Source organism: Bradyrhizobium sp. UNPF46 (genome assembly GCF_006658625.1).
GTDB classification, from domain to species: Bacteria; Pseudomonadota; Alphaproteobacteria; order Rhizobiales; family Xanthobacteraceae; genus Bradyrhizobium; species Bradyrhizobium nitroreducens.
The window spans coordinates 68,023-94,380 of record NZ_LFJB01000001.1 but is presented as its reverse complement, the minus strand read 5'-3'; the positions used below and the strand labels follow the sequence as shown (position 1 = coordinate 94,380).

General features: G+C 65.0%; 26 protein-coding genes. 25 read left to right on the top strand and 1 reads right to left on the bottom strand.

Annotated elements, in window-relative coordinates:
- Positions 1–3: 3 nt before the first annotated feature.
- The 17 genes from trpS (at position 4) to trmB (ending at position 14,346) form a co-directional block, all read left to right on the top strand.
- Entirely contained in the window at positions 4–1,056 is a 1,053-nt protein-coding gene (gene trpS / locus UNPF46_RS00455; RefSeq protein ID WP_100181311.1) for a tryptophan--tRNA ligase, read from the top strand.
- Positions 1,057–1,073: 17 nt separating this feature from the next.
- Entirely contained in the window at positions 1,074–1,469 is a 396-nt protein-coding gene (locus UNPF46_RS00450) for a DUF2314 domain-containing protein (RefSeq protein WP_142248662.1), read from the top strand.
- A 77-nt stretch (positions 1,470–1,546) separates the two neighbouring features.
- Entirely contained in the window at positions 1,547–2,041 is a 495-nt protein-coding gene (locus tag UNPF46_RS00445; protein ID WP_142248661.1) for a universal stress protein, read from the top strand.
- A gap of 300 nt (positions 2,042–2,341) precedes the next feature.
- Positions 2,342–2,911 (top strand): NifU family protein, encoded by a 570-nt coding sequence (locus UNPF46_RS00440; protein WP_142248660.1) that lies wholly within the window; start codon positions 2,342–2,344, stop codon positions 2,909–2,911.
- A 157-nt stretch (positions 2,912–3,068) separates the two neighbouring features.
- A complete protein-coding gene (gene tsaB, locus UNPF46_RS00435) occupies positions 3,069–3,764 on the top strand; it encodes a tRNA (adenosine(37)-N6)-threonylcarbamoyltransferase complex dimerization subunit type 1 TsaB (protein WP_100178583.1) in 696 nt (231 codons plus the stop codon).
- Positions 3,761–4,246 (top strand): ribosomal protein S18-alanine N-acetyltransferase, encoded by a 486-nt coding sequence (gene rimI, locus UNPF46_RS00430; protein ID WP_142248659.1) that lies wholly within the window; start codon positions 3,761–3,763, stop codon positions 4,244–4,246. Before tsaB ends, rimI begins: the two co-directional genes overlap by 4 nt.
- A 38-nt stretch (positions 4,247–4,284) precedes the next feature.
- Positions 4,285–4,740 (top strand): Fur family transcriptional regulator, encoded by a 456-nt coding sequence (locus tag UNPF46_RS00425; protein ID WP_100178585.1) that lies wholly within the window; start codon positions 4,285–4,287, stop codon positions 4,738–4,740.
- On the top strand, positions 4,741–5,424 hold the full coding sequence (locus tag UNPF46_RS00420; RefSeq protein WP_142248658.1) for an HAD family hydrolase: 684 nt from the start codon (positions 4,741–4,743) through the stop codon (positions 5,422–5,424).
- Between the two features lie 16 nt (positions 5,425–5,440).
- On the top strand, positions 5,441–5,845 hold the full coding sequence (locus UNPF46_RS00415; protein ID WP_142248657.1) for a hypothetical protein: 405 nt from the start codon (positions 5,441–5,443) through the stop codon (positions 5,843–5,845).
- Between the two features lie 165 nt (positions 5,846–6,010).
- On the top strand, positions 6,011–7,396 hold the full coding sequence (miaB, locus tag UNPF46_RS00410) for a tRNA (N6-isopentenyl adenosine(37)-C2)-methylthiotransferase MiaB (protein WP_142248656.1): 1,386 nt from the start codon (positions 6,011–6,013) through the stop codon (positions 7,394–7,396).
- Positions 7,397–7,460: 64 nt separating this feature from the next.
- Positions 7,461–8,456, top strand: a complete 996-nt coding sequence (locus tag UNPF46_RS00405) for a PhoH family protein (protein WP_100178589.1) — start codon at positions 7,461–7,463, stop codon at positions 8,454–8,456.
- An 81-nt stretch (positions 8,457–8,537) separates the two neighbouring features.
- Positions 8,538–9,026, top strand: coding sequence for an rRNA maturation RNase YbeY (ybeY, locus tag UNPF46_RS00400; protein ID WP_246668570.1), 489 nt, complete (start codon positions 8,538–8,540; stop codon positions 9,024–9,026).
- Position 9,027: 1 nt separating this feature from the next.
- Positions 9,028–10,146, top strand: a complete 1,119-nt coding sequence (locus UNPF46_RS00395; protein ID WP_245448404.1) for a hemolysin family protein — start codon at positions 9,028–9,030, stop codon at positions 10,144–10,146.
- On the top strand, positions 10,143–11,756 hold the full coding sequence (gene lnt, locus UNPF46_RS00390) for an apolipoprotein N-acyltransferase (RefSeq protein WP_100178592.1): 1,614 nt from the start codon (positions 10,143–10,145) through the stop codon (positions 11,754–11,756). Before UNPF46_RS00395 ends, lnt begins: the two co-directional genes overlap by 4 nt.
- A gap of 222 nt (positions 11,757–11,978) precedes the next feature.
- Entirely contained in the window at positions 11,979–12,392 is a 414-nt protein-coding gene (locus UNPF46_RS00385) for a helix-turn-helix domain-containing protein (RefSeq protein WP_018319423.1), read from the top strand.
- An 86-nt stretch (positions 12,393–12,478) separates the two neighbouring features.
- On the top strand, positions 12,479–13,636 hold the full coding sequence (locus tag UNPF46_RS00380; RefSeq protein WP_142248654.1) for a M20 family metallopeptidase: 1,158 nt from the start codon (positions 12,479–12,481) through the stop codon (positions 13,634–13,636).
- A complete protein-coding gene (gene trmB, locus UNPF46_RS00375) occupies positions 13,633–14,346 on the top strand; it encodes a tRNA (guanosine(46)-N7)-methyltransferase TrmB (RefSeq protein WP_142248653.1) in 714 nt (237 codons plus the stop codon). Before UNPF46_RS00380 ends, trmB begins: the two co-directional genes overlap by 4 nt.
- Positions 14,347–14,504: 158 nt before the next feature.
- Here the strand turns inward: trmB and UNPF46_RS00370 are convergent, their stop codons facing one another.
- Positions 14,505–15,587 (bottom strand): DUF2336 domain-containing protein, encoded by a 1,083-nt coding sequence (locus UNPF46_RS00370; protein WP_142248652.1) that lies wholly within the window; start codon positions 15,585–15,587, stop codon positions 14,505–14,507.
- 373 nt (positions 15,588–15,960) lie between these two features.
- On the opposite strand from UNPF46_RS00370, the gene rimP reads away from it, so the two are divergent.
- The 8 genes from rimP to pnp all read left to right on the top strand — a co-directional run bounded on the left by rimP (position 15,961) and on the right by pnp (position 26,352).
- The gene (gene rimP / locus UNPF46_RS00365) at positions 15,961–16,719 is read left to right on the top strand and encodes a ribosome maturation factor RimP (RefSeq protein WP_100178596.1); all 759 of its coding nucleotides are present in this window, start codon (positions 15,961–15,963) and stop codon (positions 16,717–16,719) included.
- A gap of 2 nt (positions 16,720–16,721) precedes the next feature.
- Positions 16,722–18,332, top strand: coding sequence for a transcription termination factor NusA (gene nusA, locus UNPF46_RS00360; RefSeq protein ID WP_100178597.1), 1,611 nt, complete (start codon positions 16,722–16,724; stop codon positions 18,330–18,332).
- Between the two features lie 22 nt (positions 18,333–18,354).
- Positions 18,355–19,038: an RNA-binding protein gene (locus tag UNPF46_RS00355; RefSeq protein WP_100178598.1), complete on the top strand. Its 684-nt coding sequence runs from the start codon at positions 18,355–18,357 to the stop codon at positions 19,036–19,038.
- 70 nt (positions 19,039–19,108) lie between these two features.
- Complete coding sequence (gene infB, locus UNPF46_RS00350) at positions 19,109–21,814, top strand: translation initiation factor IF-2 (RefSeq protein WP_100178599.1); 2,706 nt, start codon at positions 19,109–19,111, stop codon at positions 21,812–21,814.
- A gap of 155 nt (positions 21,815–21,969) precedes the next feature.
- On the top strand, positions 21,970–22,428 hold the full coding sequence (gene rbfA / locus UNPF46_RS00345; protein WP_100178600.1) for a 30S ribosome-binding factor RbfA: 459 nt from the start codon (positions 21,970–21,972) through the stop codon (positions 22,426–22,428).
- Entirely contained in the window at positions 22,425–23,546 is a 1,122-nt protein-coding gene (gene truB / locus UNPF46_RS00340; RefSeq protein WP_181769711.1) for a tRNA pseudouridine(55) synthase TruB, read from the top strand. Before rbfA ends, truB begins: the two co-directional genes overlap by 4 nt.
- Before the next feature lie 2 nt (positions 23,547–23,548).
- Entirely contained in the window at positions 23,549–23,818 is a 270-nt protein-coding gene (gene rpsO, locus UNPF46_RS00335; protein WP_018644188.1) for a 30S ribosomal protein S15, read from the top strand.
- 377 nt (positions 23,819–24,195) lie between these two features.
- Complete coding sequence (gene pnp, locus UNPF46_RS00330; protein ID WP_100178601.1) at positions 24,196–26,352, top strand: polyribonucleotide nucleotidyltransferase; 2,157 nt, start codon at positions 24,196–24,198, stop codon at positions 26,350–26,352.
- Positions 26,353–26,358 lie beyond the last annotated feature (6 nt).

Below are 26,358 nucleotides of genomic sequence, written 5' to 3'. Positions count from 1 at the left end.
ACCATGCCATTCGTTGAACGGGTCTTTTCGGGCGTCCAGCCGACGGGCAATCTGCACCTCGGCAACTATCTCGGCGCGATCGTCAACTTCGTGAAGATGCAGGAAACCCACAGCTGCATCTATTGCGTCGTCGACATGCACGCGATCACGCAAGGCGTCGACGTCTGGGGCGGACCGGCCGAGCTCACGCGCAACACCCGCGAAGTCACCGCGGCGTTCATCGCGGCCGGCATCGATCCCAAGAAGCACATCGTGTTCAACCAGAGTCAGGTCTCGGGCCATGCCGAGCTCGCCTGGATCTTCAACTGCGTCGCGCGCATGGGCTGGCTCGGCCGCATGACCCAGTTCAAGGAGAAGGCCGGCAAGGACCGCGAGAACGCCTCCGTCGGCCTGTTCGACTATCCCGTGCTGATGGCCGCCGACATCCTTTTGTACCGCGCCACGCACGTGCCGGTCGGCGAGGACCAGAAGCAGCATCTCGAGCTCTCGCGCGACATCGCGCAGAAGTTCAACAACGACTTCGGCGAATCCATCCGCGCCCAGGGCGCCAATGACGGCCTGTTCTTCCCGCTGCCGGAACCCCTCATCACGGGCCCGGCAACGCGCGTGATGAGCCTGCGCGACGGCACCAAGAAGATGTCGAAGTCCGAAGCGTCGGACAATTCGCGCATCAATCTGACCGACGACGCCGACACCATCGCGCAGAAGATCCGCAAGGCGAAGACCGATCCGGAGCCGCTGCCGACGGAAGAGAAGGGCCTGGAAGCGCGCCCCGAAGCCGACAATCTCGTCGGCATCTTCGCCGCGCTCTCCGGCCGTTCCAAGGCCGACGTGCTCAGGGAATTCGGCAACGGCCAGTTCTCCAGCTTCAAGAACGCGCTGGCGGAGCTGTGCGTCACCAAGCTGGCGCCGATCGCCGGCGAGATGAAGCGCCTCGTCGCCGATCCCGGCCATATCGACGCGATCCTGAACGACGGCTCCGACCGCGCCCGCGCCATCGCCGACGAGACGATGAAGCTCTCCAAGGACATCGTCGGCTTCATCCGCCGGCGCTAGTTCGAGGGAACGGATCGATGAGAGCGCCAGACCTTCACAGAGACGGCTGGCGCCTCGACGACGGCGAGCAGCGGCATCGCGAAGCTCCCGCGACCTTTCCCATTCCGGATCTGGCCGTCCGCAAGCTGCTTCGCGTAGGCGACTACGCCAAGCTGATCTTCGAAATGACCGTTAAAGGCGATGAGTACCCGGTCGTCGAACGGATGTGGGTCATCATCCGCGAACGCACGCCAGATGGCTATGTCGGCATGCTGGACAATGAACCGAATTCCATTGCCGAAAACGATCAGTTTTGGCTCGGAACCGAGCTGCCATTCGAGTATCGCCACATCATTTCGGTCAGGCCCGGCAGCGAAGAAAGTGTTGCAGCCGCAAAGGCTCCGGTGCCGATCCCCTGGGATCGTTCCGCCTAGGCCGAGATCGCCGACGCCGCTTGTCGAATGCGGCTACGGCGTGGCAGCATGCACCCGGTGCACATTCCGGGACATGCATGACCAGCAAGCGACTTTGCTACGAGCCGGGTCACAAGCCCAAATGCCTCGTCATCGTCGATGACACCGCCGAATGGGATCGCGCGGTCTACTATGCCAGCCGCTGGGCGATCCGCGCCGGCGGCGGCGTGGTGATGCTGCGCATCATCGAACCCGAACAGCAGAGCCAGGAATGGCTGGGGGTTGCCGACATCATGCGCGCCGAAGCCCAGGAAGCCGCGGAAGCCGCGCTCGACCGCGCTGCGGGCCGGGCCAACGGCATCGCCGCGATCACCCCGGAGCGGGCGATCCGCGAGGGCGCGCCGATGGAACAACTGCTCGCGGTGATCGACGAGGACCCCGACATCGCCATGCTGGTGCTCGCCGCCAGCCCCGGCGCGGAAGGGCCGGGCCCACTGGTCTCGCTGCTGGCGCATGCGGTCGGGACCTTCCCGATTCCCGTGACGATCATTTCCGGCGCGCTCAGCGACGAGAGCGTGGATTCGCTGTCGTAGGCAGCGGTACCTCTTACCCTCCCCTGGAGGGGGAGGGTCGGCTCACATCTGAGCGCAGCGAAGATGAGAGACGGGGTGGGGTGACGCTCTCTCCCCATCCAACAGTGCCCGCGTGGAGAGATCACCCCACCCCGCTCGCGCTTTGCGCGATCGACCCTCCCCCTCCAGGGGAGGGTAAGCCCAACCCTCTGATTTTTATGGGCTAATATCCCCCCATCCCTTGATCGTGCGTTCGCCGTCGCCATCTGCTAGGAAATAGGGCACGCGCCGGCCTTGAACCGGCGACGTCTGGAGAAAGCCATGTTCATTCAAACCGAAGCCACCCCCAATCCCGCCACGCTGAAGTTCATTCCCGGCCGCGTCGTGGTCGACGGCAGCCCGATGGATTTTGCGAGCCGCGAAGCCGCGACGCGCTCGCCGCTGGCGGAAAAACTGTTCGAAGTGCCCGGCGTCACCGGCGTGTTCTACGGATCAGACTTCATCACCGTGACCAAATCGGGCGGTGAATGGCAGCAGCTCAAGCCCGCGATCCTCGGTGCCATCATGGAGCACTACATGTCCGGCGCGCCGCTGCTCGCCGACGGTGCGGCTCAGGATGACGCCGACCTCGACGACGAGGACGAGTTCTTCGACGAGGCCGATGCCGAGACGGTCGACATGATCAAGGATCTGATCGAGACCCGCGTACGGCCGGCGGTGGCCAATGACGGCGGCGACATCACCTTCCGCGGCTTCAAGGACGGCGTCGTCTATCTCCACATGAAGGGCGCCTGCTCCGGCTGCCCGTCGTCGACCGCGACGCTTCAGCACGGCATCCAGAATTTGCTGAAGCACTTCGTCCCCGACGTGGTCGAAGTTCGGCCGATGTGAATTGCACGGCCTGCGCCCTGATTTCACTCCGTCATGCCCGGGCTTGTCCCGGGCATCCACGTTTTTAGAGCCGCAAAGTCGTGGATGGCCGGGTCAAGCCCGGCCGTGACGGCTAGAACCTTAGGCATCATCCGATTGCCAATGCTATGATCACACCATGCTGATCCTTGCCATCGATACCGCGCTCGACGCCTGCTCCGTCGCCGTGCTCGACACCGAAACGGCCGAGTTGCGAGCGCAGGAACAGCTTCTCATGAAGCGCGGCCACGCCGAGGCCCTGATGCCGATGATCGCGCGGGTCATGCAAACCGCGAACCTCGCCTTCACCGCCCTCGACCGCATCGCGGTCACCGTCGGCCCCGGAAGCTTCACCGGCCTGCGCGTCGGCATTTCGGCGGCGCGCGGCCTCGCGCTCGCGGCCGGGCGGCCTGCCGTCGGCCTCACCACCCTGTCGGCCTATGCCGCCACCGTCGTCGGCCAGAGCAAATCGGCGCCGGTGATCTCCGCAATCGACGCGCGGCACGACCACGTCTATTTCCAGATCGTCGCCGGCGACGGCAGCCAGCTGGTGCGGCCGCGCGTCGCCTCCATCGACGAGGCGATCGCGGCCTCGCAGTTCGGCGCGCCGCATCTGGTCGGCAACGCCGCAAACATCCTCGCCGGGCGTTGGACGAAAGACAGCGAACAACCGGTCGCGGTCGATGCGCAGCCCGCGCCCGACATCGGCTGGGTCGCATGGCTCGGCGCCGCGGCCGATCCGTCGACGAATCCGGCGCGGCCGTTCTATCTGAAGGCGCCCGACGCAAAGCCGCCGGCACAACCGCCATTTGCAGCACAAGCCGCAAGCTCATGATGAGATGGCTGTCGGAATGGTGGCGCGGCGGGACGGCCGCCGTCGAGCCGGCTTCCGTGCGCGACGCCGCACGGCTGGCGCAGCTTCACGCCGCCTCCTTCGCGCACGGCTGGGGCGAGGGCGAATTCGAGAGCATGCTCAGCGAGCGCAACACGCTGGTGCATCGGCTGCGCCTCGGCCGCAGGACCATCGGATTCGCGGTGTCGCGGATCGGCGCGGACGAGGCGGAAATCCTCTCGGTCGCGGTGGACGAGGCCTATCGCGGCCGCGGCCTCTCTCGCACGCTGCTGATGACTCATCTCGGCCACCTCGCAGGGCGCGGCGTGCGCACGATATTTCTCGAAGTCGAGGAAAACAACCAGCCGGCGCGGCGGCTCTACGACAGGTACGGATTCGTGGTGGTCGGACGCCGCGAACGCTACTATAAGCAGCCGAACGGGGAACAATTGAACGCCCTTCTGATGCGGCGTGACTTGTCGTAATATTGATGGCAGAAAGCGCCCCGTCAGGCAGACAACACATGACTGGACTTAAACCTTCATCCGCATCCAAGGCGTCCGGGATCGAGGCGCGCTGTGCCGCCACCGGCATGCGCATGACCGAGCAGCGCCGTGTCATCGCCCGCGTGCTCGCGGCGGCGGTCGATCATCCCGATGTCGAGGAACTGTACCGGCGCTGCGTCGCCGTCGACGACAAGATCTCGATCTCGACCGTGTATCGCACCGTCAAGCTGTTCGAGGATGCCGGCATCATCGAACGCCACGACTTTCGCGAAGGCCGCGCGCGCTACGAGACGATGCGCGACAGCCATCACGACCACCTCATCAATCTCAGGGACGGCAAGGTAATCGAATTCACCTCCGAAGAGATCGAGAAGCTGCAGGCGGAGATCGCCCGCAAGCTCGGCTACAAGCTGGTCGACCACCGCCTCGAGCTCTATTGCGTCCCGCTCGACGACGACAAGCCGACCAACTAAGTGCCCGTCGACCTCATCATCTTCGATTGCGACGGCGTGCTCGTGGACAGCGAGGTGATCTCCTGTCGCGCCCATGCCGACGTACTGACGCGGCATGGTTATCCGATCACGTCGGAGCAGGTGTCCGAGCGTTTCCTCGGTCGCTCGACAAAACAGGCCAATCTCGAGATCGAGACCGAACTCGGACGCAAGCTGCCCGAGGCCTATCATGGCGACCTGCAGGACGAGCTGTTTCGCGCATTCGAAGCCGATCTCGAGGCGATCCGCGGCATCCACGACGTGCTCGACGTCGTGACGCAACGTGTCTGCGTTGCCTCGAGTGGTTCGCATCCACGCATGCGGGTGAGTCTCGGAAGCACGGGGCTCTATGAACGCCTCGCGCCGAACATATTTTCGTCCTCGCAGGTGAAGAATGGAAAGCCGGCTCCGGATCTGTTCCTGTTCGCGGCCAAGGAAATGGGCGTCCCGCCCGAGCGCTGCGTCGTGATCGAGGACAGTCTGGCCGGCATCGCCGGCGCGCGGGCGGCCGGTATGAAAGTGTTCGGCTTTTATGGTGGCAGTCATTGCGGAGGCGGCCATGCCGAGACCCTGCGTCAAGCCGGCGCCGACTTGACCTTTGCCGACATGCATCAGTTGCCGGAGCTGGTTCGGCGGAACGTGGCAGTGGCCGAGCTTCGGTCGTGAACAGCGGGCCGGCACCATGGACGAGCCACACGAAATAGCTCTGATCGGCGCCGGTGAAGACCAAAGGGCGGTGTTCACAGAGTACGAAATCGGTCCCGTCTGCAAGCTGAGCTGCGCCTACCGCGGAAAGACGATCAAGGCCGAGGCCGGCGATTTCTTTGAGGCGCTGTGCCTGATCCGCCGTCAGCTCGAGCCCGAGGGCCTCATCCCGTTCTGCTATGGCGCCAGCCTCAATGTGTATCCGTCCGGAATGGCGAGGGACATGGGCGCGGGGCTCAAGGCATATCGGATGACGAAAGGCGTCCATGCGCGCATGGCCGACCTCGTCGAAATCTTCTCCTCAGGGCCCGATGTAATCCCGGCCTCGGTCGACGCGCAGGAAGCATTTTGGCGGGAATGGCTCGCCACCCTTCGCGCGTAGCGCCGAATCCACGCGAAGCGGGGCCCATTCCGGTCGATTTTGAAGCCAGTTGCGGCTTTGCCCCCTTGGCGGCGACCCAAATCCCCTCCATGGGCGCCCAATCGCTGGATTTTCCCCCCTCCAACCTATATCTGAGGGCCGTCCTCCACCTCCATCTCGGGTTCCATGACGCCGCCGCGCAAGCTGCACATCAAATCTTATGGCTGCCAGATGAACGTCTACGATGCCCAGCGCATGGTGGACACGCTGGCTCCCGAGGGATTCGTGGAGACGGCGAGTGCCGAGGAGGCCGACCTCGTCATCCTCAACACCTGCCACATCCGCGAGAAGGCCTCCGAAAAGGTCTATTCCGAGCTCGGCCGATTGCGCGTCGCCAAGGACGAGGCCGCCCGCGGGGGCCGCGCGATGCAGATCGCGGTCGCCGGCTGCGTGGCGCAGGCCGAGGGTGAGGAGATCGTGCGCCGCGCGCCGGTCGTCGATGTCGTGGTGGGACCGCAGAGCTATCATCATCTGCCGGAGCTGTTGAAGCGCGCCGGCAACGAAGGCCGCGCGATCGAGACCGAGTTTCCCGCGGCCGACAAGTTCGGCTTCCTGGCCCAGCCAAAGCCCGATGCGATCCGCGCGCGCGGCATTTCCGCTTTCGTCACGGTGCAGGAAGGCTGCGACAAGTTCTGCACCTTCTGCGTCGTGCCCTACACGCGAGGTTCGGAAGTCTCCCGCCCCGTGGCCAAGATCGTCGACGACGTCAAGCGGCTCGCCGACAACGGCGTGCGCGAGCTCACGCTGATTGGACAGAACGTCAACGCCTATCATGGCGAGGGACCGGACGGGAAAGCCTGGCCGCTCGGCCGGCTGCTCGAGCATCTGGCGACCATTCCCGGCATCGCGCGGCTGCGTTACTCGACCAGCCATCCGCGTGACGTCGATGACAGCCTGATCGCGGCCCATCGCGATCTTGGTGCCCTGATGCCGTTCGTGCACCTGCCGGTACAGTCGGGCTCGGACCGGATTCTCGCCGCCATGAACCGGAAACATACCGCCGATGATTACCGGCGGCTCGTCGACCGTTTCCGCGCCGCCCGCCAAGACATTGCTTTTTCATCAGATTTTATCGTCGGCTTCCCCGGCGAGAGCGAGCAAGATTTTCTCTCCACTCTCGCGCTTGTCACGCAAATCGGCTACGCTGCGGCCTATTCGTTCAAATACTCCGCCCGGCCGGGAACGCCGGCCGCGGACATGCAGGAGACGGTGTCCCCTTCCGAGATGGACCAGCGATTGGAGCGGCTCCAGGAATTGATCGACAGCCAGCAATCGGCCTTCAACAAGGCTGCGATTGGCTCAACGGTCGATGTGCTGTTCGAGCGTCCGGCGCGCAAGGACGGCCAGATCGTCGGCCGCACCGCCTTCCTCCAGCCCGCCCATGTGATGGCCTCGGCCGACATCATCGGACAAATCCTGCCTGTCAGGATCGACAGCCTCGAGCGCTACAGCTTCCTCGGCGAACTCGCCACCGCGCGCGAGCCCGCTTTATCGCAAGCCATCGGAGCCTGAACCCTTGCCAAAAAGCGCATCGGATTCGTCTTCTTTCGCTCCCAGCCGCAAATTTGACCGCGACATGCAAGTTCCGCCCGAGACTCAGGTCGTCATCGACTTCGACGACAACCGCGCCGCATCCGCGCTGGTCGGCCCGTACGGCCAGCACCTGGCGCAGATCGAGCGGCGGCTCGGCGTCGTCGTCGATTCCAAGGGCAACCACATCACGATCGGCGGCACGCGCGACGGCTGCGACGCCGCACGCCGCGTGCTGGAGATGCTGTACGCGCAAGCCGCGAAGGGACAGGACCTCGACCAGGGTGAGGTCGAAGGCGCGATCCGCGCCGTGATCGCGCAGGGCTCGCTGTTCGAGTTCGACGCCAAATCGGCCAAATCGGCCTTTGACAGCATCAATTTGCGCAAGCGCCCGGTGCGCGCGCGCACCGCCGCGCAGGATTCCTACATCCGCGCGCTGAAGCGCCACGAGCTGGTGTTCGGCATCGGCCCCGCCGGCACCGGCAAGACCTGGCTCGCGGTCGCGCATGCGGCGCAGCTGTTCGAGCGCAAGGAGGTCGACAAGATCATCCTGTCGCGCCCGGCGGTGGAAGCCGGCGAGCGGCTGGGCTTTTTGCCCGGCGATCTCCGCGAGAAGGTCGATCCGTATCTGCGCCCGATCTACGACGCGCTCTACGACCTCATGGATGCGCGCATCGTCGAGCGCGCGCTCCAGACCGGCGAGATCGAGATCGCGCCGCTCGCCTTCATGCGCGGCCGCACGCTGACCAACGCCGCCATCATCCTGGACGAGGCGCAGAACACCACGTCGATGCAGATGAAGATGTTTTTGACCCGTCTCGGCGAGAACAGCCGCATGATCGTGACCGGCGACCCCTCGCAGATCGACCTGCCGAACGGCCAGACCTCGGGCCTGGCCGAAGCAACGCGCCTCCTGAGCGGTGTCGAGGGCATTGCCCAAGTTCATTTCAAAGCCGAGGACGTGATCCGCCATGAGCTCGTGGCGCGGATCGTCGCCGCCTATGAGGGTTCGCCGCAGCGGCCGGCCGCCGATAAATCCTGACGGGACAACAGCCGGACCAAGAGGGCGCGGACACGGCGTTCTTCGTTCCGAACAAAGACAATGTCACACCCCAATCTTCCCATGACCGAGGTCCTCATCGTTGCCGATTGCTGGCAGCGCGAGCCCGATTCCGAAGCCGTGATCCAGCGCGCGGTTGCAGCCGCCGCCGAAAGTGTCGACGAAGACGTTGCCGACGCCGAAGTGGCCGTGATGCTGACCGACGACGCCGGCATCCGCACCCTCAACAGCAACTGGCGCGGCATCGACAAGCCGACCAACGTGCTGTCGTTTCCCGCACTCCAGCCGGAGGGGGAGTGGAAGGAAGGCGATGCCCCGCGCATGCTCGGCGATATCGCGATCGCCTATGAGACCATGCGGCGCGAGGCCGACGAGGAGCACAAGCCGTTCGACCACCATTTGAGCCATCTGGCCGTGCACGGCTTCCTGCACCTGATCGGCTACGACCACGAGAACGATGGCGACGCCGAGGAGATGGAAGCGCTGGAGACGCAGATCCTGGCTCACCTTGGAATCCCCGATCCCTATGCAGACCGCGCGGGGGCGCATTGAAATGCCGGAGTCCGACCCGATCCAGGACAATCCGCGCAACACGGCCAACCTGCCGGCCGTTGTGACACAGGGCGAGGTGATGCGCCCGACCGCCGATGGCTGGCTCTTGCGCGCCATCCGCACGCTGTTCGGCTGGAAGGCGGGATCGGTGCGCGACGACCTTCAGGTCGTGCTCGACGCGACGACGCCTGACGACACCGGTTTCTCGGCAGTCGAGCGCACCATGCTCCGCAACATCCTCGGTCTGCACGAGCGCCGCATCGCCGACGTCATGGTGCATCGCGCCGACGTCGTCGCGGTGAAGCGGGACATCCCGCTCGGCGAATTGATGGACCGCTTCGAGAGCGCCGGCCATTCCCGCCTCGTGGTCTACAACGAGACGCTCGACGATCCCGTCGGCATCGTCCACATCCGCGACCTGCTCGCCTTCATGACGGCGCGCGCGCGTGTATCCGAAGCGACCAAGACCAAGCGCAAGAAGCCGCTGCCGGCCGGGCTCGATCTGAAGGCCGTCGACCTCGCGCTGCCGCTCGAGGACGCGCGCATCATCCGCAAGCTGCTCTACGTGCCGCCCTCGATGCGGGCGATCGACCTGCTCGCGCAGATGCAGGCCACGCGCATTCACCTCGCGCTGGTGGTCGACGAATATGGCGGCAGCGACGGGCTGGTTTCGCTCGAAGACATCGTCGAGCAGATCGTCGGCGAGATCGACGACGAGCACGACAGCGACGAGCCGCCCTCGATCGTGCGCCTGCCCGACAACGCCTTCATCGCCGACGCCCGCGCCAGCCTCGACGACGTTCGCACCGTGATCGGGGAAGACTTCGTCACCGGCGAAGCCGGCGAGGAAGTCGAGACGCTTGGCGGCTATCTCGTCAGCTTCGTCGGGCGCCTGCCGGTGCGCGGCGAGGTGATCTCCGGCCCCGGCGCTTACGAGGTCGAGGTGCTCGATGCCGATCCGCGCCGCGTCAAGCGGCTGCGCATCTCGACGCGCAAGGAACGGCCCGCGCCGCGGACCCAGCGCGAGAGAAGCCGCCGCGAGGCCGCGCCCGACGGCGGCCAGCCGCCCGCCAGCGACACGCAGAGCCCGCCGCCAAGCGACGGGACCGGTCAACAGTGAGCCCGCTGCAGCGAGTTCGGCAGATCGCGCTTGCCATCATCCTCACTTGGGGATGGAAGCGCGCCGTCATCGCGATGGGGTGCGGCGCGCTGTCGGTGCTGGCGCTGGCGCCATTCAATGTCTTTCCAGTGCTGTTCATCACCTTTCCAGTGCTGGTCTGGTTGATCGACGGCACCGGCGCCGGACGATATGGCGGCGTCCCCGCTGCCGCGCTGACCGGCTACTGGTTCGGGCTCGGCTATTTCGTCCCCGGCCTGTACTGGATCGGCTACGCCTTCTTCGTCGATGCCGACGTGTTCGCCTGGCTGACGCCGTTCGCCGTACTCGGCCTGCCGGCTTACCTGTCCATCTTCACGGCCATCGGCTTTGCGCTGGCGCGCCTGCTCTGGACCAAGAACGCCACCCGCGTGCTCGCACTCGCGGCAAGCCTCACGTTGAGCGAATGGCTGCGCGGCCACGCGCTGACCGGCTTTCCCTGGAATGCGTTCGGCTATGCGCTGTCCGAGCCGCTGCCGCTGGCGCAGACGGCCTCGCTGATCGGCCTGTGGGGCATGACCTTCCTGACGGTTGCGATCTTCGCCAGCCCCGCGACGTTGATCGACCGCACGCCCGATCGCCGCCTGCAATGGCGCGTGCCGGCGGCGGCAATTGCGCTGTTGATTGTCATGAGCATCTTCGGCGCGATCCGCCTGTCGCTACATCCGACCACGATGGTATCGGGCGCCAAGCTGCGCCTGATGCAGCCAAACCTCCAGCAGGACGCGAAATTCAACTACGCCGCCAAGGCGGAAGTGATGAAGAAGTACCTCGCCCTGTCGGACCGTGCCTCCGGCCCGCAATCCACCGGCGTGCGCGATGCCACCATCCTGATCTGGCCCGAATCCGCCTTTCCGTTCTTCCTGACTCGCGAAGCCGACGCGATGGCAGAGATCGCCGATCTCCTGCCGAAAGGCACCGTGCTGATCACGGGCTCGGTCCGCGCGCCCGATCTGCCGCGGGGCACGCCGATCACGCGTGCCTATAATTCGATCTATGTGATTGATCATGACGGCAGCGTGCTTGCGGTCTACGACAAGCTGCATCTGGTGCCGTTCGGCGAATTTCTTCCCTATCAGGCTTTGATGGAGAAACTCGGCTTCGAGCAACTGACGCGTGTGCGCGGGGGCTTCATTCCCGGCACGGTGCGGCATGCGCTGCCGGTCCCCAGCGCACCGCCCGCGCTGCCGCTGATCTGTTACGAAGCAATCTTTCCCGGCGAAGTTGCGGGACGCAACGAACGTCCGGGCTGGATCGTGAACCTCACCAATGACGGCTGGTTCGGCATCTCGACCGGCCCTTATCAGCATCTGGAGCAGTCGCGGATGCGCGCGATCGAGCTCGGATTGCCGCTGGTCCGCTCTGCCAATACAGGCGTCTCCGCGGTGATTGATCCGGTGGGCCGCACCGTTGCCAGCCTCGGACTCGGAATCGAAGGCATTTTGGATGCAAGCCTGCCCGCCGCGATCCCGCCAACCGTCTATGCGCGCGTGGGCGACGTGCCCGCCGCCATGCTCGTCGCGGTGGCCGTGTTTCTGGCCGTCCGCCGGCGTGTCGCCCGGCCGCAGCGCTGATCGCGACCTTCCCAGCAGCGCGGCCGGAAGCTTTTGACAACCGTAGTCCCACGGTTGACAGACTGCACGCAGGCTCCCCATTCTGCACCCGCTGCAAAAGACAGTGGTGCGTTGCTAAATTTCTCCGCAATGTTTCCCAATAACAGGGTTTGATTTGACGTTGCTTGCACCTGAGGCACTCCAATTGATTGCGCTTAAGGTGGTGTTTGGAGGGCTGAGGAAATGTCGAAAGCGCCCAACCCTGTTGACAAATATGTCGGCAGTCGCGTGCGCATGCGCCGCATCATGTTGGGCATGAGCCAGGAAAAGCTCGGTGAAGCTTTAGGCCTGACTTTCCAGCAGATTCAGAAATACGAGAAGGGCACCAACCGGGTCGGCGCGAGCCGTATCCAGCAGATCGCCGAGATTCTGCAGGTGCCGGTGTCATTCCTGTTCGAGGGCGGCCCGAGCGGCGTGCCCGGGCCGGATGGCTTCAGCGAAGGCGCCTCGCCGTCTTACGTCTCGGATTTCCTCGCTACTTCCGAGGGCTTGGCCTTGACCAAGGCGTTCACGCGAATCACCGATTCGAAGATGCGCCGCTCGATCGTCGATCTCGTCGAGCAGATTGCAGCCCGCGAAGGTCCCGACAAGCGCTGAGGCGCCATCTCGATGGCGATTTGAGACGGCGTGAAATCTGGCCTATGTCGTCATTTGTGGCCGCGGCTTGACGCGCGTCCGCCCCGATGATGCGATTCAAAGGCACAGATGCGCCCATGACCAGGTACAATTGGTTCGATTCCCAAACCATTCTCGATGGCATCCGCCGCTGGGTGGAGATCGAGACGCCGACGGAAGCGCCTGAACAGGTCAACGAGCTGGTCTCGGTGGTCGCCGAGCAATACCGCGATCTGCCGGTCACGCTCGAGCGCATCGCAGGCGTCGATGGCTGCGGCGATCATCTCATGGCGCGCTCGAATTGGGGCCAGGACCAGCCGGGCATCCTTGTGCTGAGCCACCTCGATACTGTCCATCCCATGGGATTCATCGAGCGCCTGCCGTTCAAGGTCGAAGGCGACGTCGCGTTCGGTCCCGGTATCTACGACATGAAAGGCGGCGCCTACATCGCCCATCACGCGTTTCGTGCCCTCTGCGCCGACGGCGATCGTTCGCCGCTCGGCATCACCCACCTGTTCACCTCCGACGAGGAGATCGGCAGCCCGACCTCGCGCGCGCTGATCGAGCAGGAAGGGCGCAGGGCCAAATATGTGCTGGTGACGGAGCCGGCGCGAGACGGCGGCAAGATCGTCACCGGACGCAAGGGCGTCGGACGCTTCCGGGTGTTCGTCAAAGGCGTGCCGGCGCATGCCGGCTCGCGGCCCGAAGACGGCCGCAGCGCGGTGCGCGAGCTCGCCAATGTCATCCTGGCACTGGAAGGGATGAACGACCTGAAGCGCGGCGTCACCGTCAATGTCGGCGTTGTGCGCGGCGGCACGCGCCCCAACGTCACGCCGGAGGAGGCCTATGCCGAGGTCGATCTGCGCGTCGTGAGCCTCAAGGACGCAGACGAGTTCGTCGGCAGGATCCTCGCTTTGACCTCGAAGACCGACGGCGTCACCGTGACCGTCGCGGGCGAGCTCAACCGTCCGCCCTACGAGAAGAGCAATGCAGGCGCCTCGCTGTTCGAGCACGCGAAGACGCTCGCCGGCGAGATCGGCTTCGAGCTGATCGACACCCACACCGGCGGCGGCTCGGACGGCAATTTCACCGCGCCGCATACCGCAACGCTCGACGGGCTCGGCGTCGACGGCAAGGGCGCTCACACCCATTATGAGCAGCTCTACATCTCCTCGCTCGCGCCGCGTGCGCGGCTGCTCCATCGCCTGTATCAGACCCTGCGATGAGCGAGCGCAAATCAGATCCCGATCGCGACGACAGCGAGCGCGCCTTCTTCGGGCGCCGCAAGGGCCACAAGCTCAGGCAGCACCAGGCCGAGCTGATCGATCATCTGCTGCCGCATCTCGCGCTCGACATCCACGGTGAGACGCCGGCGGACGCGCGCGAGATCTTTGGCCCCGCAATCGAAGATGTGCGGCTCGAGATCGGCTTCGGCGGCGGCGAGCATCTCGCGGCCGAGGCACAGACCTTCGCCACGACCGGCTTCATCGGCTGCGAGCCTTACGTCAACGGCATGGCAAAGATCCTCGCGCAGATCGAGGCCGCCAATATCGGCAACATCCGCCTGTTCGCCGGCGACGCCGCCGAGCTGCTGGCCTGGCTGCCTGAGGCATCACTGTCACGGATCGACCTGATCCATCCCGATCCCTGGCCGAAGCGGCGGCACTGGAAACGGCGCTTCGTCCAGGACAGGACGATCGCCGCGATGGCGCGCGTGCTGAAGCCGAACGGTGAATTCCGCTTCGTCTGCGATATCGACGATTACTGCGCCTGGACGCTGTCGCATCTTGCGCGTTCGCAGGACTTCGTCTGGCTTGCCGAGCGCGCCGACGATTTCAGGCAGCCATGGGCCGGCTATACCATGACCCGCTACGGCCGGAAGGCCGCGCGCGAAGGGCGCAAGGCGGCTTACTTGCGGTTCAGGCGAGTTGGTTAGAGCGTTTTCGAGCGAAGTGGACGCCGGTTCGCGTGAAGAAAACGCGTCAAAACAAGAATCTAGAGCTTCGGTTCAGATTCAATCAGAACCGAAGCTCTAGCCGTCATTGCGAGGCGCCCGCGACAATTGCGCTGCGCTCGCAATGACTGAGCGCGGAGCTAGATGGTCTGCCGGTTGCGCCAGAAATTCACGACCCGCTCGGCGGTCGTCGGCATCAGGCGCGTGAAGTTCACGCGCGCGGTCTCGATATCGGCGTCGGCCGGCGTGCGATGCGGACCGTACCAGAGCAGGATGAGCGCGCGCACCGTGGGCCAGCCCAGATTCAGCACGCGGCCGACGATGAGAAGCGGATCGCAGCGGTCGCCTGAAACCAGGCGGTCGAGAACCGAGAGGCGGACGCCGGACATCGCCGAGAGCGAGGCGATCGATTCCTCGTATTTGTTCGCCTTGGCGAAGCCGAGCAGCGCGCTCTCGCCGAGATGGCCCTCGCGCTGCAAGGTCAGCACCGTACGCTGGGCTCCCGAGAAATCGCGCCGCGGTCCCGGCGGCAGCGCAGCTTCCTCGATCGCCGCCATCGCGCGCTTGATCTCGATCTGGCGCGCGGGATTGACGACGCTGGAGAGGCGGCGGCGGATGACGTCGAGCGTGCCGTCGAGAAGCTGCTTCAGGTTCTCACCCGAAAGATCGGTACGCTGGCCGATCTTGAGCGTCAGCACGCCGTCCTGCGCGGCACGCTTGATGAGCTCGGAATAGCTGCCGGGCGAGAACGCCGCGCCGGCATTGCCCGCGGCACGGCGCACCACGTCGCGATCGCCGCGCTCGACCAGCACGTCGGTGATCTCGGTCGACAATGCGGGGCGCTCGGTCATCGCCAGCAGATGGCCCTGCCCCTTCAGTCGCGCGATCTCGACCAGCGCGGCATCGCCGAGCACGGGCGAGCGGCGCAGCACCGGGCCGGCCACCATGATCTCGTTTTCGTGCGCGAGCTGATTGACCAGATGCGGCGGCGCGTTGTTCAGGTGCGAGAAGCGCTCGGCCAGGTCCACGCGCGAGGCAAGCTCCGCATGCGGCACGAGATCGATCAGGAGATTGTCGAAGAGATCGATGAGCTCGGGACGAAGATTGGCGGAATCCTGGAAGAACAGTTCGGAGATGGCGCGCGCGATCTCGCCGCGTCGCCGCGGATCGCCGCGTTTGACGATATCGTCCAGTCCGGGAATGAGCGACGTGGCAACGGTCATGTAAACGTAACTCGAACAGGGCACGCCGCGGGTGCGCCCTTGGTCCAAGCCGCCCCACAATCGGGGAATTTAGCCCCCCGAGGTGAAGGAAGCGTTAGGCCCGGGACGCCGCGAATCGAGCGCAAAAAGCCTCGTTTGGCCCGCGATGGGCCTTGTCCAAGGGGAGAGAAAGCGCTATATCAGCGTCAATTCATCTTCTCATACGATCCGCGTAGGAGAGTGGGCCCGAAAGGACCCGCTCTTTTTTGTTACCTGAACGCGGCTTGGCGGAAGATGCGGCCCGACGCGTGTCGGGAAGAGTTCCAAAGCGGCTTTGACATCTTAACCAAGCCTTAACCCCAAGCCCTATCCAACGAGCGCCTTGACCCCTGTTATGACCGAACCGAACACTGGTTCCACCGATGCCGAGTTGCTGGCCGAGCCGAGGCTCGTGGTCGAGCCGGGCGTGGCGGCACGTGTGTCTGCGGTCGCAGGTCCGGTGCTCGAGGGCATGGGCTACCGGCTGGTGCGAATCCGCATCTCCGGTGAGGCCGGCTGCACCGTGCAGATCATGGCCGAGCGGCCGGACGGCTCGATGCAGCTCGAGGATTGCGAGGCGATCTCGCGGGCGTTGTCGCCCGTGCTCGACGTCGCCGACCCCATCGACCGGGCCTACCGGCTGGAAATCTCCTCGCCGGGGATCGACCGGCCGCTGGTGCGCCGCTCTGATTTCGAGCGTTATTCCGGCCATCTGGTGAAGATCGACATGGCCGTCGCCCACGAGGGACGCAAGCGGTTCCGTGGCACGCTCGGTGCCGTCGAGGGCGACCGGGTGCACCTGCGTCGCGACGACGTCAAGACGAGCGACAATCCCGACGTTCTCCTGAGGATGGAAGACATCAGCGAGGCACGGCTGGTGCTGACCGACGAGCTGATCGCGGAATCCATGCGCCGCGGCAAGGCGCAGGAGCGTCAGATGCGCCGCGATCTCGGACTGGAGCCGCCGGCTGCACCGCACGCTGAGATCAGCGCGAAGATCACCAAGAACACCAAGCCGGCGAAGAAGAAGCCGGCCCCGACCAACACCAAGAAACATCGCCTTGCCGCCGAACGCGCGCGGCGCGGCGAGATCGATCCTGACCAAGGAGACTAGCCATGGCAGTCAGCGCCAATCGACTTGAATTGCTCCAGATCGCCGACGCCGTTGCGCGCGAGAAATCGATCGACCGCGGCATCGTCATCGCGGCGATGGAGGACGCCATCGCCAAGGCGGCGCGGGCCCGTTACGGCAGCGAGACTGACGTTCACGCCGAGATCGACCCGAAGAAGGGCGAATTGCGGCTGTCGCGCCACATGCTGGTGGTCGACAAGGTCGAGAACCATTCCAACCAGATCTCGCTGGTCGACGCGCAGCGCGCCAATCCCGGCGCCCAGGTCGGCGACACCATCGCCGACACCCTGCCGCCGCTGGAATACGGCCGTATCGCCGCGCAGTCGGCCAAGCAGGTGATCGTGCAGAAGGTGCGCGAGGCCGAGCGCGACCGGCAGTACCAGGAATTCAAGGACCGCATCGGCGACATCGTCAACGGCGTCGTCAAGCGCGTCGAATATGGCAGCGTGATCGTCGACCTCGGCCGCGGCGAAGCCATCATCCGCCGCGACGAGATGCTGCCGCGCGAAGTGTTCCGCAACGGCGACCGCGTCCGCGCCTACATCTTCGACGTCCGCCGCGAGACGCGCGGTCCGCAGATCTTCCTCTCCCGCACTCATCCGCAGTTCATGGCGAAGCTGTTCGCGCAGGAAGTGCCGGAAATCTATGACGGCATCGTCGAGATCAAGGCGGTTGCCCGCGATCCGGGCTCGCGCGCGAAAATCGGCGTGATTTCCCGCGATTCCTCGGTGGATCCGGTCGGCGCCTGCGTCGGTATGCGCGGCTCGCGCGTGCAGGCCGTGGTGAACGAATTGCAGGGCGAGAAGATCGACATCATCCCGTGGTCGCCCGACATCGCGACCTTCGTGGTCAACGCGCTGGCGCCGGCCGAAGTCTCCAAGGTCGTCATCGACGAGGACCGCGAGCGCATCGAGGTCGTGGTGCCCGACACCAACAACCAGCTCTCGCTGGCGATCGGCCGCCGCGGCCAGAACGTGCGTCTGGCCTCGCAGCTCACCGGCTGGGACATCGACATCCTGACCGAGCAGGAGGAATCGGAGCGCCGCCAGGCCGACTTCGAGAACTCCACTCGCGTCTTCATGGAATCGCTCAACGTCGACGAAGTGGTCGGCCAGCTGCTGGCGTCCGAGGGCTTCACCTCGGTCGAGGAACTCGCCATGGTGGACCTCAAGGAACTCGCCGGCATCGAGGGTTTCGACGAGGAGACCGCGCAGGAGCTGCAGAGCCGTGCCCGCGAATATCTCGAGCAGCAGGAAGCGGAGATCGAGGCGAGGCGCAAGGAGCTCGGTGTCGAGGACGCCGTCAAGGACGTGCCCGGCGTCACATCCAAGATGCTGGTGAAGTTCGGCGAGAACGACATCAAGACCGTCGAGGACCTCGCGGGCTGCGCCACCGACGATCTGGTCGGCTGGACCGAGCGCAAGGAAGGCGGCGAACAGACCAAATTCCCGGGCGCCCTGGACGGCATCGAGATCTCCCGTGACGATGCCGAAGCGATGATCATGCAGGCCCGCGTCAAGGCCGGCTGGATCACCGAGGCCGATCTCGCCAAGCCCGCCGAAGAGGCTGAAGCGACTGAAGATCAGCCGGCTTAAGGGCAAGGAGAATGTCGTCCGGATGCTCGCAGACACTGACCACGAACTCGACAATGGCCCGCGGACCGAAAGGTCCGCGACCATGCGGATGTGCGCGGTCAGTCGGCAGGTCCGGCCGATCGACGAACTGATTCGCTTCGTCGTATCGCCCCAAGGCGAAATAGTTCCCGATCTCAAACGCAAGCTGCCCGGACGCGGCATGTGGGTGACCGCCTCACGCGAGGTGGTTGCGGAAGCCGTGCGGCGTCACCAATTTAGCAAGGCCTTCAAGCGCGAGCTGCGCATCCCTCAGACGCTTCCCGCCGACATCGAGGCGCTCCTGGTTCGGAGTGTCACCGAAGCCCTTGGGATCGCCGCCAAGGCGGGCCAGGTCGTGGCCGGCTTCGGCAAGGTCGAAAGCGCCCTTGGGGAGGGCACGGCCGAGGTCCTGATCCACGCCAGCGACGGGGCTGCGGACGGAATCCGCAAATTGGACATGCTGGCGCGTCAAAATGCCGGAAATCGCGGCGCCAAGCCGCAGATTCCCGTCGTGACCGCCCTGAAATCGGTAGAATTGGATTTGGCACTAACCCGGTCAAATGTGATACATGCTGCCCTGCTCGCGGGCCCGGCGAGCAAGTCATTCCTGTCACGTAGCCAGATGCTGGTCCGATACCGGATGGCGGACGATGACAAGACTGCTGAAAAGCACGGCCAGGATTTCTGAGAGACAACGACGACCCGATTGGACGGTGCGGCAACGCACAACACTGATAAATCAGGATTAGGACTGCTGAATGGTTGATACCAAGACCCCTGGCGACAAGAAGCTGAGCGTTCCGAGCAAGACGCTATCGCTCAAGCCGCGCGTCGAAACGGGCACTGTGCGCCAGAGCTTCGCCCATGGCCGCAGCAAGCAGGTGCTGGTCGAGAAGCGCGGCAAGCGCCGCGTCGACGGCACTCCTGAGCCGCAGGCCGCCGAGGTGGCGAAGCCCGCGCCGGCTGCGCCTGCGCCCGCTCCGTCGCGTCCCGCGCCGCCGCGCAATGCCGGCTCCGGCGTGGTGCTGCGTACGCTGACCGAGGACGAGCGCTCCGCCCGCGCCAGCGCGCTGGCCGATGCGAAAGTTCGCGAAGTCGAAGAGCGTCGCCAGGCCGAGGAGGAGGCTCAGCGCCGCGCTGTTCGCGAAGCCGCTGAACGCGCCGAGCGCGAAGCCGCCGAATCCCGCCGCAAGGCCGAGGAAGAGCGCCACCGTCACGAGGACGAGGCCAAGCGCAAGGCCGAGACCGAGGCCAAGAAGCGTTTTGGCGAAGGCGAGCAGCCGCAATCCGCCTCGCGCCCCGCTGCCGCGGCAGCAGCCCCGGCCGCTCCTGCAGCGCGCCCCGGCGCGCCCGCGCCGCGGCCTGGCGCCACGACGGCTCGCCCGGGAGCGACGACGGCCCGCCCAGGAACCACCACGCAGCGTCCGGCCGGCGGACCGCTCGGTCGCGCGCCCGCGGTTGCCGCTGGACCAGACGAGGACGATGGTCCGCGTCAGATCCGTCGCGGTCCCGGCGGCGCTGCACGTCCTGCGGCAGCCCCCAAGACCACCCACAAGCCCGGCCCGCAGAAAGAGCGCGGCCGCCTCACGGTGGTCACCGCGCTCAATGCCGACGAGGTGCGCGAGCGTTCGATCGCCTCGTTCCGCCGCCGCACCCAGCGTCTGAAGGGCCACGCCTCGAACGAGCCCAAGGAAAAGCTGATCCGCGAGGTGGTGATTCCTGAAGCGATCACCATCCAGGAACTCGCCAACCGCATGGCCGAACGTGCGGTCGACGTCATCCGCATGCTGATGAAGCAGGGCGCGATGCACAAGATCACCGACGTGATCGACGCCGACACCGCGCAGCTGATCGCCGAAGAGCTGGGCCACACCGTCAAGCGCGTCGCCGCCTCGGACGTCGAAGAGGGTCTGTTCGACCAGGTCGACGATTCCACCGACACCGAGACGCGTTCGCCTGTCGTGACCGTGATGGGTCACGTCGACCACGGCAAGACCTCGCTGCTCGACGCGCTCCGTCATGCCAACGTGGTCTCCGGCGAGGCCGGCGGCATCACCCAGCATATCGGCGCCTATCAGGTCGTCTCGCCCGAAAGCGGCAAGAAGATCACCTTCATCGACACGCCCGGCCACGCCGCGTTCACCGCGATGCGCGCCCGCGGCGCCAAGGTCACCGACATCGTCGTGCTGGTGGTCGCGGCCGATGACGGCGTGATGCCGCAGACGGTCGAAGCCATCAACCACGCCAAGGCGGCGCGGGTGCCGATCATCGTTGCCATCAACAAGATCGACAAGCCCGACGCCAAGCCCGAGCGCGTGCGCACCGAGCTGCTCCAGCACGAGGTGCAGGTCGAATCGTTCGGCGGCGACGTCGTCGACGTCGAAGTGTCCGCCAAGAACAAGACCAATCTCGACAAGCTGCTGGAGATGATCGCGCTCCAGGCCGACATCCTCGACCTCAAGACCAATTCGGAACGGCCGGCCGAGGGCACCGTGATCGAGGCCAAGCTCGACCGCGGCCGCGGTCCGGTCGCGACCGTGCTGGTCCAGCGCGGTACGCTCCGGGTCGGCGACATCATCGTCGCGGGCGCCGAGATGGGCCGCGTCCGCGCGCTGATCTCGGATCAGGGCGAAACCGTGCAGGAAGCCGGCCCCTCGGTGCCGGTCGAAGTGCTCGGCTTCAACGGTCCGCCGGAAGCCGGCGACCGTCTCGCCGTGGTCGAGAACGAAGCCCGCGCCCGCCAGGTCACCAGCTACCGCGCGCACCAGAAGCGCGAGAATGCGGCTGCCTCGATCTCCGGCATGCGCGGCTCGCTCGAGCAGATGATGTCGCAGTTGAAGACCGCGGGCCGCAAGGAATTCCCGCTGATCATCAAGGCCGACGTGCAGGGCTCGCTGGAAGCGATCCTCGGCTCGCTGGAGAAGCTCGGCACCGACGAAGTCGCAGCCCGCATCCTGCATGCCGGCGTCGGCGGCATCTCGGAATCCGACGTGACGCTGGCCGAGGGCTTCAACGCCGCGATCATCGGTTTCTCGGTTCGCGCCAACAAGGAGGCCGCTGCGGCCGCCAAGCGCAACGGCATCGAGATCCGCTACTACAACATCATCTACGATCTCGTGGACGACGTGAAGAAGGCGATGAGCGGCCTGCTCGCGCCGACCCTGCGCGAAACCATGCTCGGCAACGCCTCGATCCTGGAGATCTTCAACATCTCCAAGGTCGGCAAGGTCGCCGGCTGCCGCGTCACCGACGGCACCGTGGAACGCGGCGCCAATGTGCGCCTGATCCGCGACAACGTCGTCGTGCACGAAGGCAAGCTGTCGACGCTGAAGCGCTTCAAGGACGAAGTGAAGGAAGTCCAGTCCGGTCAGGAATGCGGCATGGCCTTCGAGAACTACCACGACATGCGTGCCGGTGACGTGATCGAGTGTTACCGCGTGGAGACGATCCAGCGCTCCCTGTAAGTCCAAATCTTACCGAAGCGACCGGATCTTTTTGAACTGAAATTGCGGGAGTGCGATGGCCGGATTGTTTCCGGCCATCCACCCCTCTTCGTTTCAACAGGACAAATGACAATGCCCGTGTCCCAAGCACGGGCATGACGAGGTGATTTTCGAGAATGCCACGCCATCATCAGAAGAAGAGTTCCGTCCCCGGCGGAGGCTCGCAACGTCAGTTGCGCGTCGGCGAGCAGGTTCGCCACGCGATGGCCGATATTCTGGCGCAAGGCAATGTGCATGATGCTGACCTCGAAGGTCACATCATCACCGTGCCGGAGGTGCGGATGTCGCCCGACCTGAAGCTCGCGACAGTCTATGTGATGCCGCTCGGTGGCCGCGACACCGACATCGTCATCGCTGCGCTCGAACGCAACAAGAAGTTCCTGCGCGGCGAGGTCGCGCGGCGCGTTAACCTGAAATTTGCACCTGACATTCGCTTCCGCGTCGACGAACGATTCGACGAAGCGGAACGGATCGAGAAGCTTTTGCGAACACCTGCGGTGCAGAAGGACCTCGAACAAGACTCCAAACAGGACTTGGAACAGGATCCGGAGACGGATCGGGAAGAAGAACGATGACGATGGACCCGGCTCACGACACGATCAGCGGCGAACAGGCCGATCAGCGCGACGTGCAGAAAAATAATTTTGCGGACATGGGCGGCAATACTCAGCCGCATCACGAGCCGCGCCGCGTCAACAACGATCCGCGTGCCAACAACAAGCAGAAGGGCAACCAGGTTCGCCGCGATCGGCGCGACGTCCATGGCTGGGTCGTGCTCGACAAGCCGATCGGCATGACCTCGACGCAGGCGGTTGCCGTGCTCAAGCGCCTGTTCAACGCCAAGCGCGCCGGACATGCCGGCACGCTCGATCCGCTCGCCTCGGGCGGGCTGCCGATCGCGCTCGGTGAAGCCACCAAGACCGTTCCCTTCGTCATGGACGGCCGCAAGCGCTACCAGTTCACGGTGTGCTGGGGCGAGGAGCGCGACACCGACGACATCGAAGGCCGGGTCACCGCGACCTCCGACCAGCGTCCGACCCGGGAGGCCATCCTGGCCCTCCTGCCGCGCTTTACCGGGGTCATCGAGCAGATCCCGCCGCGCTATTCGGCGATCAAGGTCCAGGGCGAGCGGGCCTATGACCTCGCCCGCGACGGCGAGGTCGTGGAATTGGCGCCCCGTCCGGTCGAGATTCACCATTTAACCCTTGTGGATCAACCGGATAGCGACCGGGCCGTGTTCGAGGCCGAGTGCGGCAAGGGCACCTATGTCCGCGCGCTGGCCCGCGATATGGGCCGGATTCTCGGCACTTACGGCCATATCTGCGCGCTCCGGCGGACCCTGGTCGGCCCATTTGGCGAAAACGACATGATTCCGCTGGATCAGCTGGAGGCTTTGTGCGATAGAGCCGCGTCCGGCGAGGGTAGCCTCGCGGACGCGCTTATGCCCGTTGAGACCGCGCTGGACGACATCCCGGCACTGGCCGTCACTCGGGCTGATGCGGCAAGGCTCCATCGGGGCCAGGCCGTTTTGTTGCGCGGACGGGATGCGCCCACTTGTAGCGGCACAGTCTATGTCACGGTGGCAGGCCGTCTTTTGGCGCTTGCTGAAGTTGGCAATGGCGAAATCATCCCCAAGCGTGTGTTCAACCTGACCGGCCTGACTGCCAGCCCCGGTCGCAACGAGAGAAATTGACGATGTCGATTGCCGCAGAACGCAAAGCGGAAGTCATCAAGACGAATGCCACCAAGGCCGGCGACACCGGTTCGCCGGAGGTTCAGGTCGCGATCCTGTCGGAGCGCATCAACAACCTGACCAACCACTTCAAGACCCACGTGAAGGACAACCATTCGCGTCGTGGCCTCTTGAAGCTGGTCTCGACCCGCCGCTCGCTGCTCGACTACCTGAAGAAGCGGGACGAGGCGCGTTACAAGGCTCTGCTCGAGAAGCACAACATTCGTCGCTAAGTGTTCCCACGCGCGCCACTGGCGCGCGTTTTCGTGCGTGGTTTCGAGCGAGAGCGTTTATTTAAGGCCTTTTGATCGAAGCTGCGCGCACGCCGGATGCGGATCGTTGACGATTCGGATCCGGGGCATGATGAGCGAAGACCTAAGGTTCGGTGTTCGCGCTCGTGCCGACTGACAGTCCAGCAGCAATCCGGCGGCTGGGCACAACGGGCAAGGCGCCCGTATGACCCGAAAGGATGGACGCCATCCGAAATCCAAAAACCATGGCAGGATCGCAGGACGCTGATCACCCGCTTCGATCAGCGCCCCGCAATCTTGCGCATGGTTTTTGTTTTTCGAGCCGTCCTTCTTTCGAGAACCCATGAAAGAAGACATCTATGTTCAATAAGCATTCGGTCGAGATCGACTGGGGTGGACGCACTCTCAAGCTGGAAACCGGCAAGATCGCCCGTCAGGCCGATGGCGCCGTCGTCGCCACCTATGGCGAGACCGTCGTGCTCGCCACCGTCGTCGCGGCGAAGGCGCCGCGCGAAGGCGTCGACTTCCTGCCGCTGACCGTCGACTACCAGGAGAAGACCTACGCTGCGGGCCGCATCCCCGGCGGCTATTTCAAGCGTGAGGGACGTCCGACCGAGAAGGAGACGCTGGTCTCCCGCCTGATCGACCGTCCGATCCGTCCGCTGTTCGTCGACGGCTGGCGCAACGAGACCCAGGTGATCGTCACCGTGCTCTCGCACGACATGGAGAACGACCCTGATATCGTCGCGCTGGTGGCTTCGTCCGCCGCGCTGACCCTGTCCGGCGCGCCCTTCAAGGGCCCGATCGGCGCCGCCCGCGTCGGCTTCGCCAATGACGAGTTCATCCTCAACCCGACGCTCGACGAGATGGTCGACACCCAGCTCGACCTGGTCGTCGCCGGCACCGCCGACGCCGTGCTGATGGTGGAATCGGAAGCCAAGGAGTTGAACGAGGACATCATGCTCGGCGCGGTGATGTTCGGTCACCGTCACTTCCAGCCGGTGATCAACGCCATCATCGAGCTCGCTGAGAAGGCCGCCAAGGAGCCGCGCGAAGTCACCGTCATCGACAATTCCGCGCTCGAGAAGGAGATGCTCGGCCTCGTCGAGCAGGAGCTGCGCGCCGCCTACGCCATCCCGGTCAAGCAGGACCGCTACGCCGCGGTCGGCAAGGTCAAGGAGAAGGTGATCGCCCATTACTTCCCCGAAGGGCAGGAGCCGAAATACGACAAGCTGCGCATCTCCGCGGTGTTCAAGGAGCTCGAGGCCAAGATCGTTCGCTGGAACATCCTCGACACCGGCAAGCGCATCGACGGCCGCGACAGCAAGACCGTGCGCAACATCGTCGCCGAAGTCGGCGTGCTGCCCCGCGCCCACGGCTCTGCGCTGTTCACCCGCGGCGAGACCCAGGCGCTGGTCGTGACCACGCTGGGCACCGGCGAGGACGAGCAGTACATCGACGCGCTGTCGGGAACGTACAAAGAGACGTTCCTGCTGCACTACAACTTCCCTCCCTACTCGGTCGGTGAGACCGGTCGCCTCGGCGGCACCAAGCGCCGCGAGATCGGCCACGGCAAGCTCGCCTGGCGCGCGATCCACCCGGTGCTGCCGCCGCACCACGAGTTCCCCTACACCACGCGCGTGGTGTCGGAGATCACTGAATCGAACGGCTCGTCCTCGATGGCTTCGGTCTGCGGCGCCTCGCTCGCGCTGATGGATGCCGGCGTGCCGTTGAAGCGGCCGACCGCGGGCATCGCGATGGGCCTGATCCTCGAAGACAAGCGCTTTGCGGTGCTCTCGGACATCCTCGGCGACGAAGACCATCTCGGCGACATGGACTTCAAGGTGGCCGGCACGGAAGCGGGCATCACCTCGCTCCAGATGGACATCAAGATCGAGGGCATCACCGAAGAGATCATGAAGGTGGCGCTGGCCCAGGCCAAGGATGGCCGTATCCACATCCTCGGCGAGATGGCCAAGGCGCTGACCAACGCCCGCGCCGAGCTCGGCGAATACGCGCCGCGCATCGAGACCTTCAAGATCGCCACCGACAAGATCCGCGAAGTGATCGGCACCGGCGGCAAGGTGATCCGCGAGATCGTCGAGAAGACCGGCGCCAAGGTCAACATCGAGGACGACGGCACCGTGAAGGTCGCCTCCTCCGACGGCGAGGCGATGAAGGCCGCGATCAAGTGGATCAAGTCGATCGCGTCCGATCCGGAAGTCGGCCAGATCTATGACGGCACCGTCGTCAAGGTGATGGAGTTCGGCGCGTTCGTGAACTTCTTCGGCTCCAAGGACGGCCTCGTCCACATCAGCCAGCTCGCCGCCAACCGCGTGCAGAAGACCTCCGACGTCGTCAAGGAAGGCGACAAGGTCAAGGTCAAGCTGCTCGGCTTCGACGACCGCGGCAAGACCCGCCTGTCGATGAAGGTGGTCGACCAGGTCACCGGCGAAGACCTCGAAGGCAAGGGCGGCGAGGGCGAGAAGGCCCCGCGCGAAGCCGCCGGCGAGTAAGCTTCG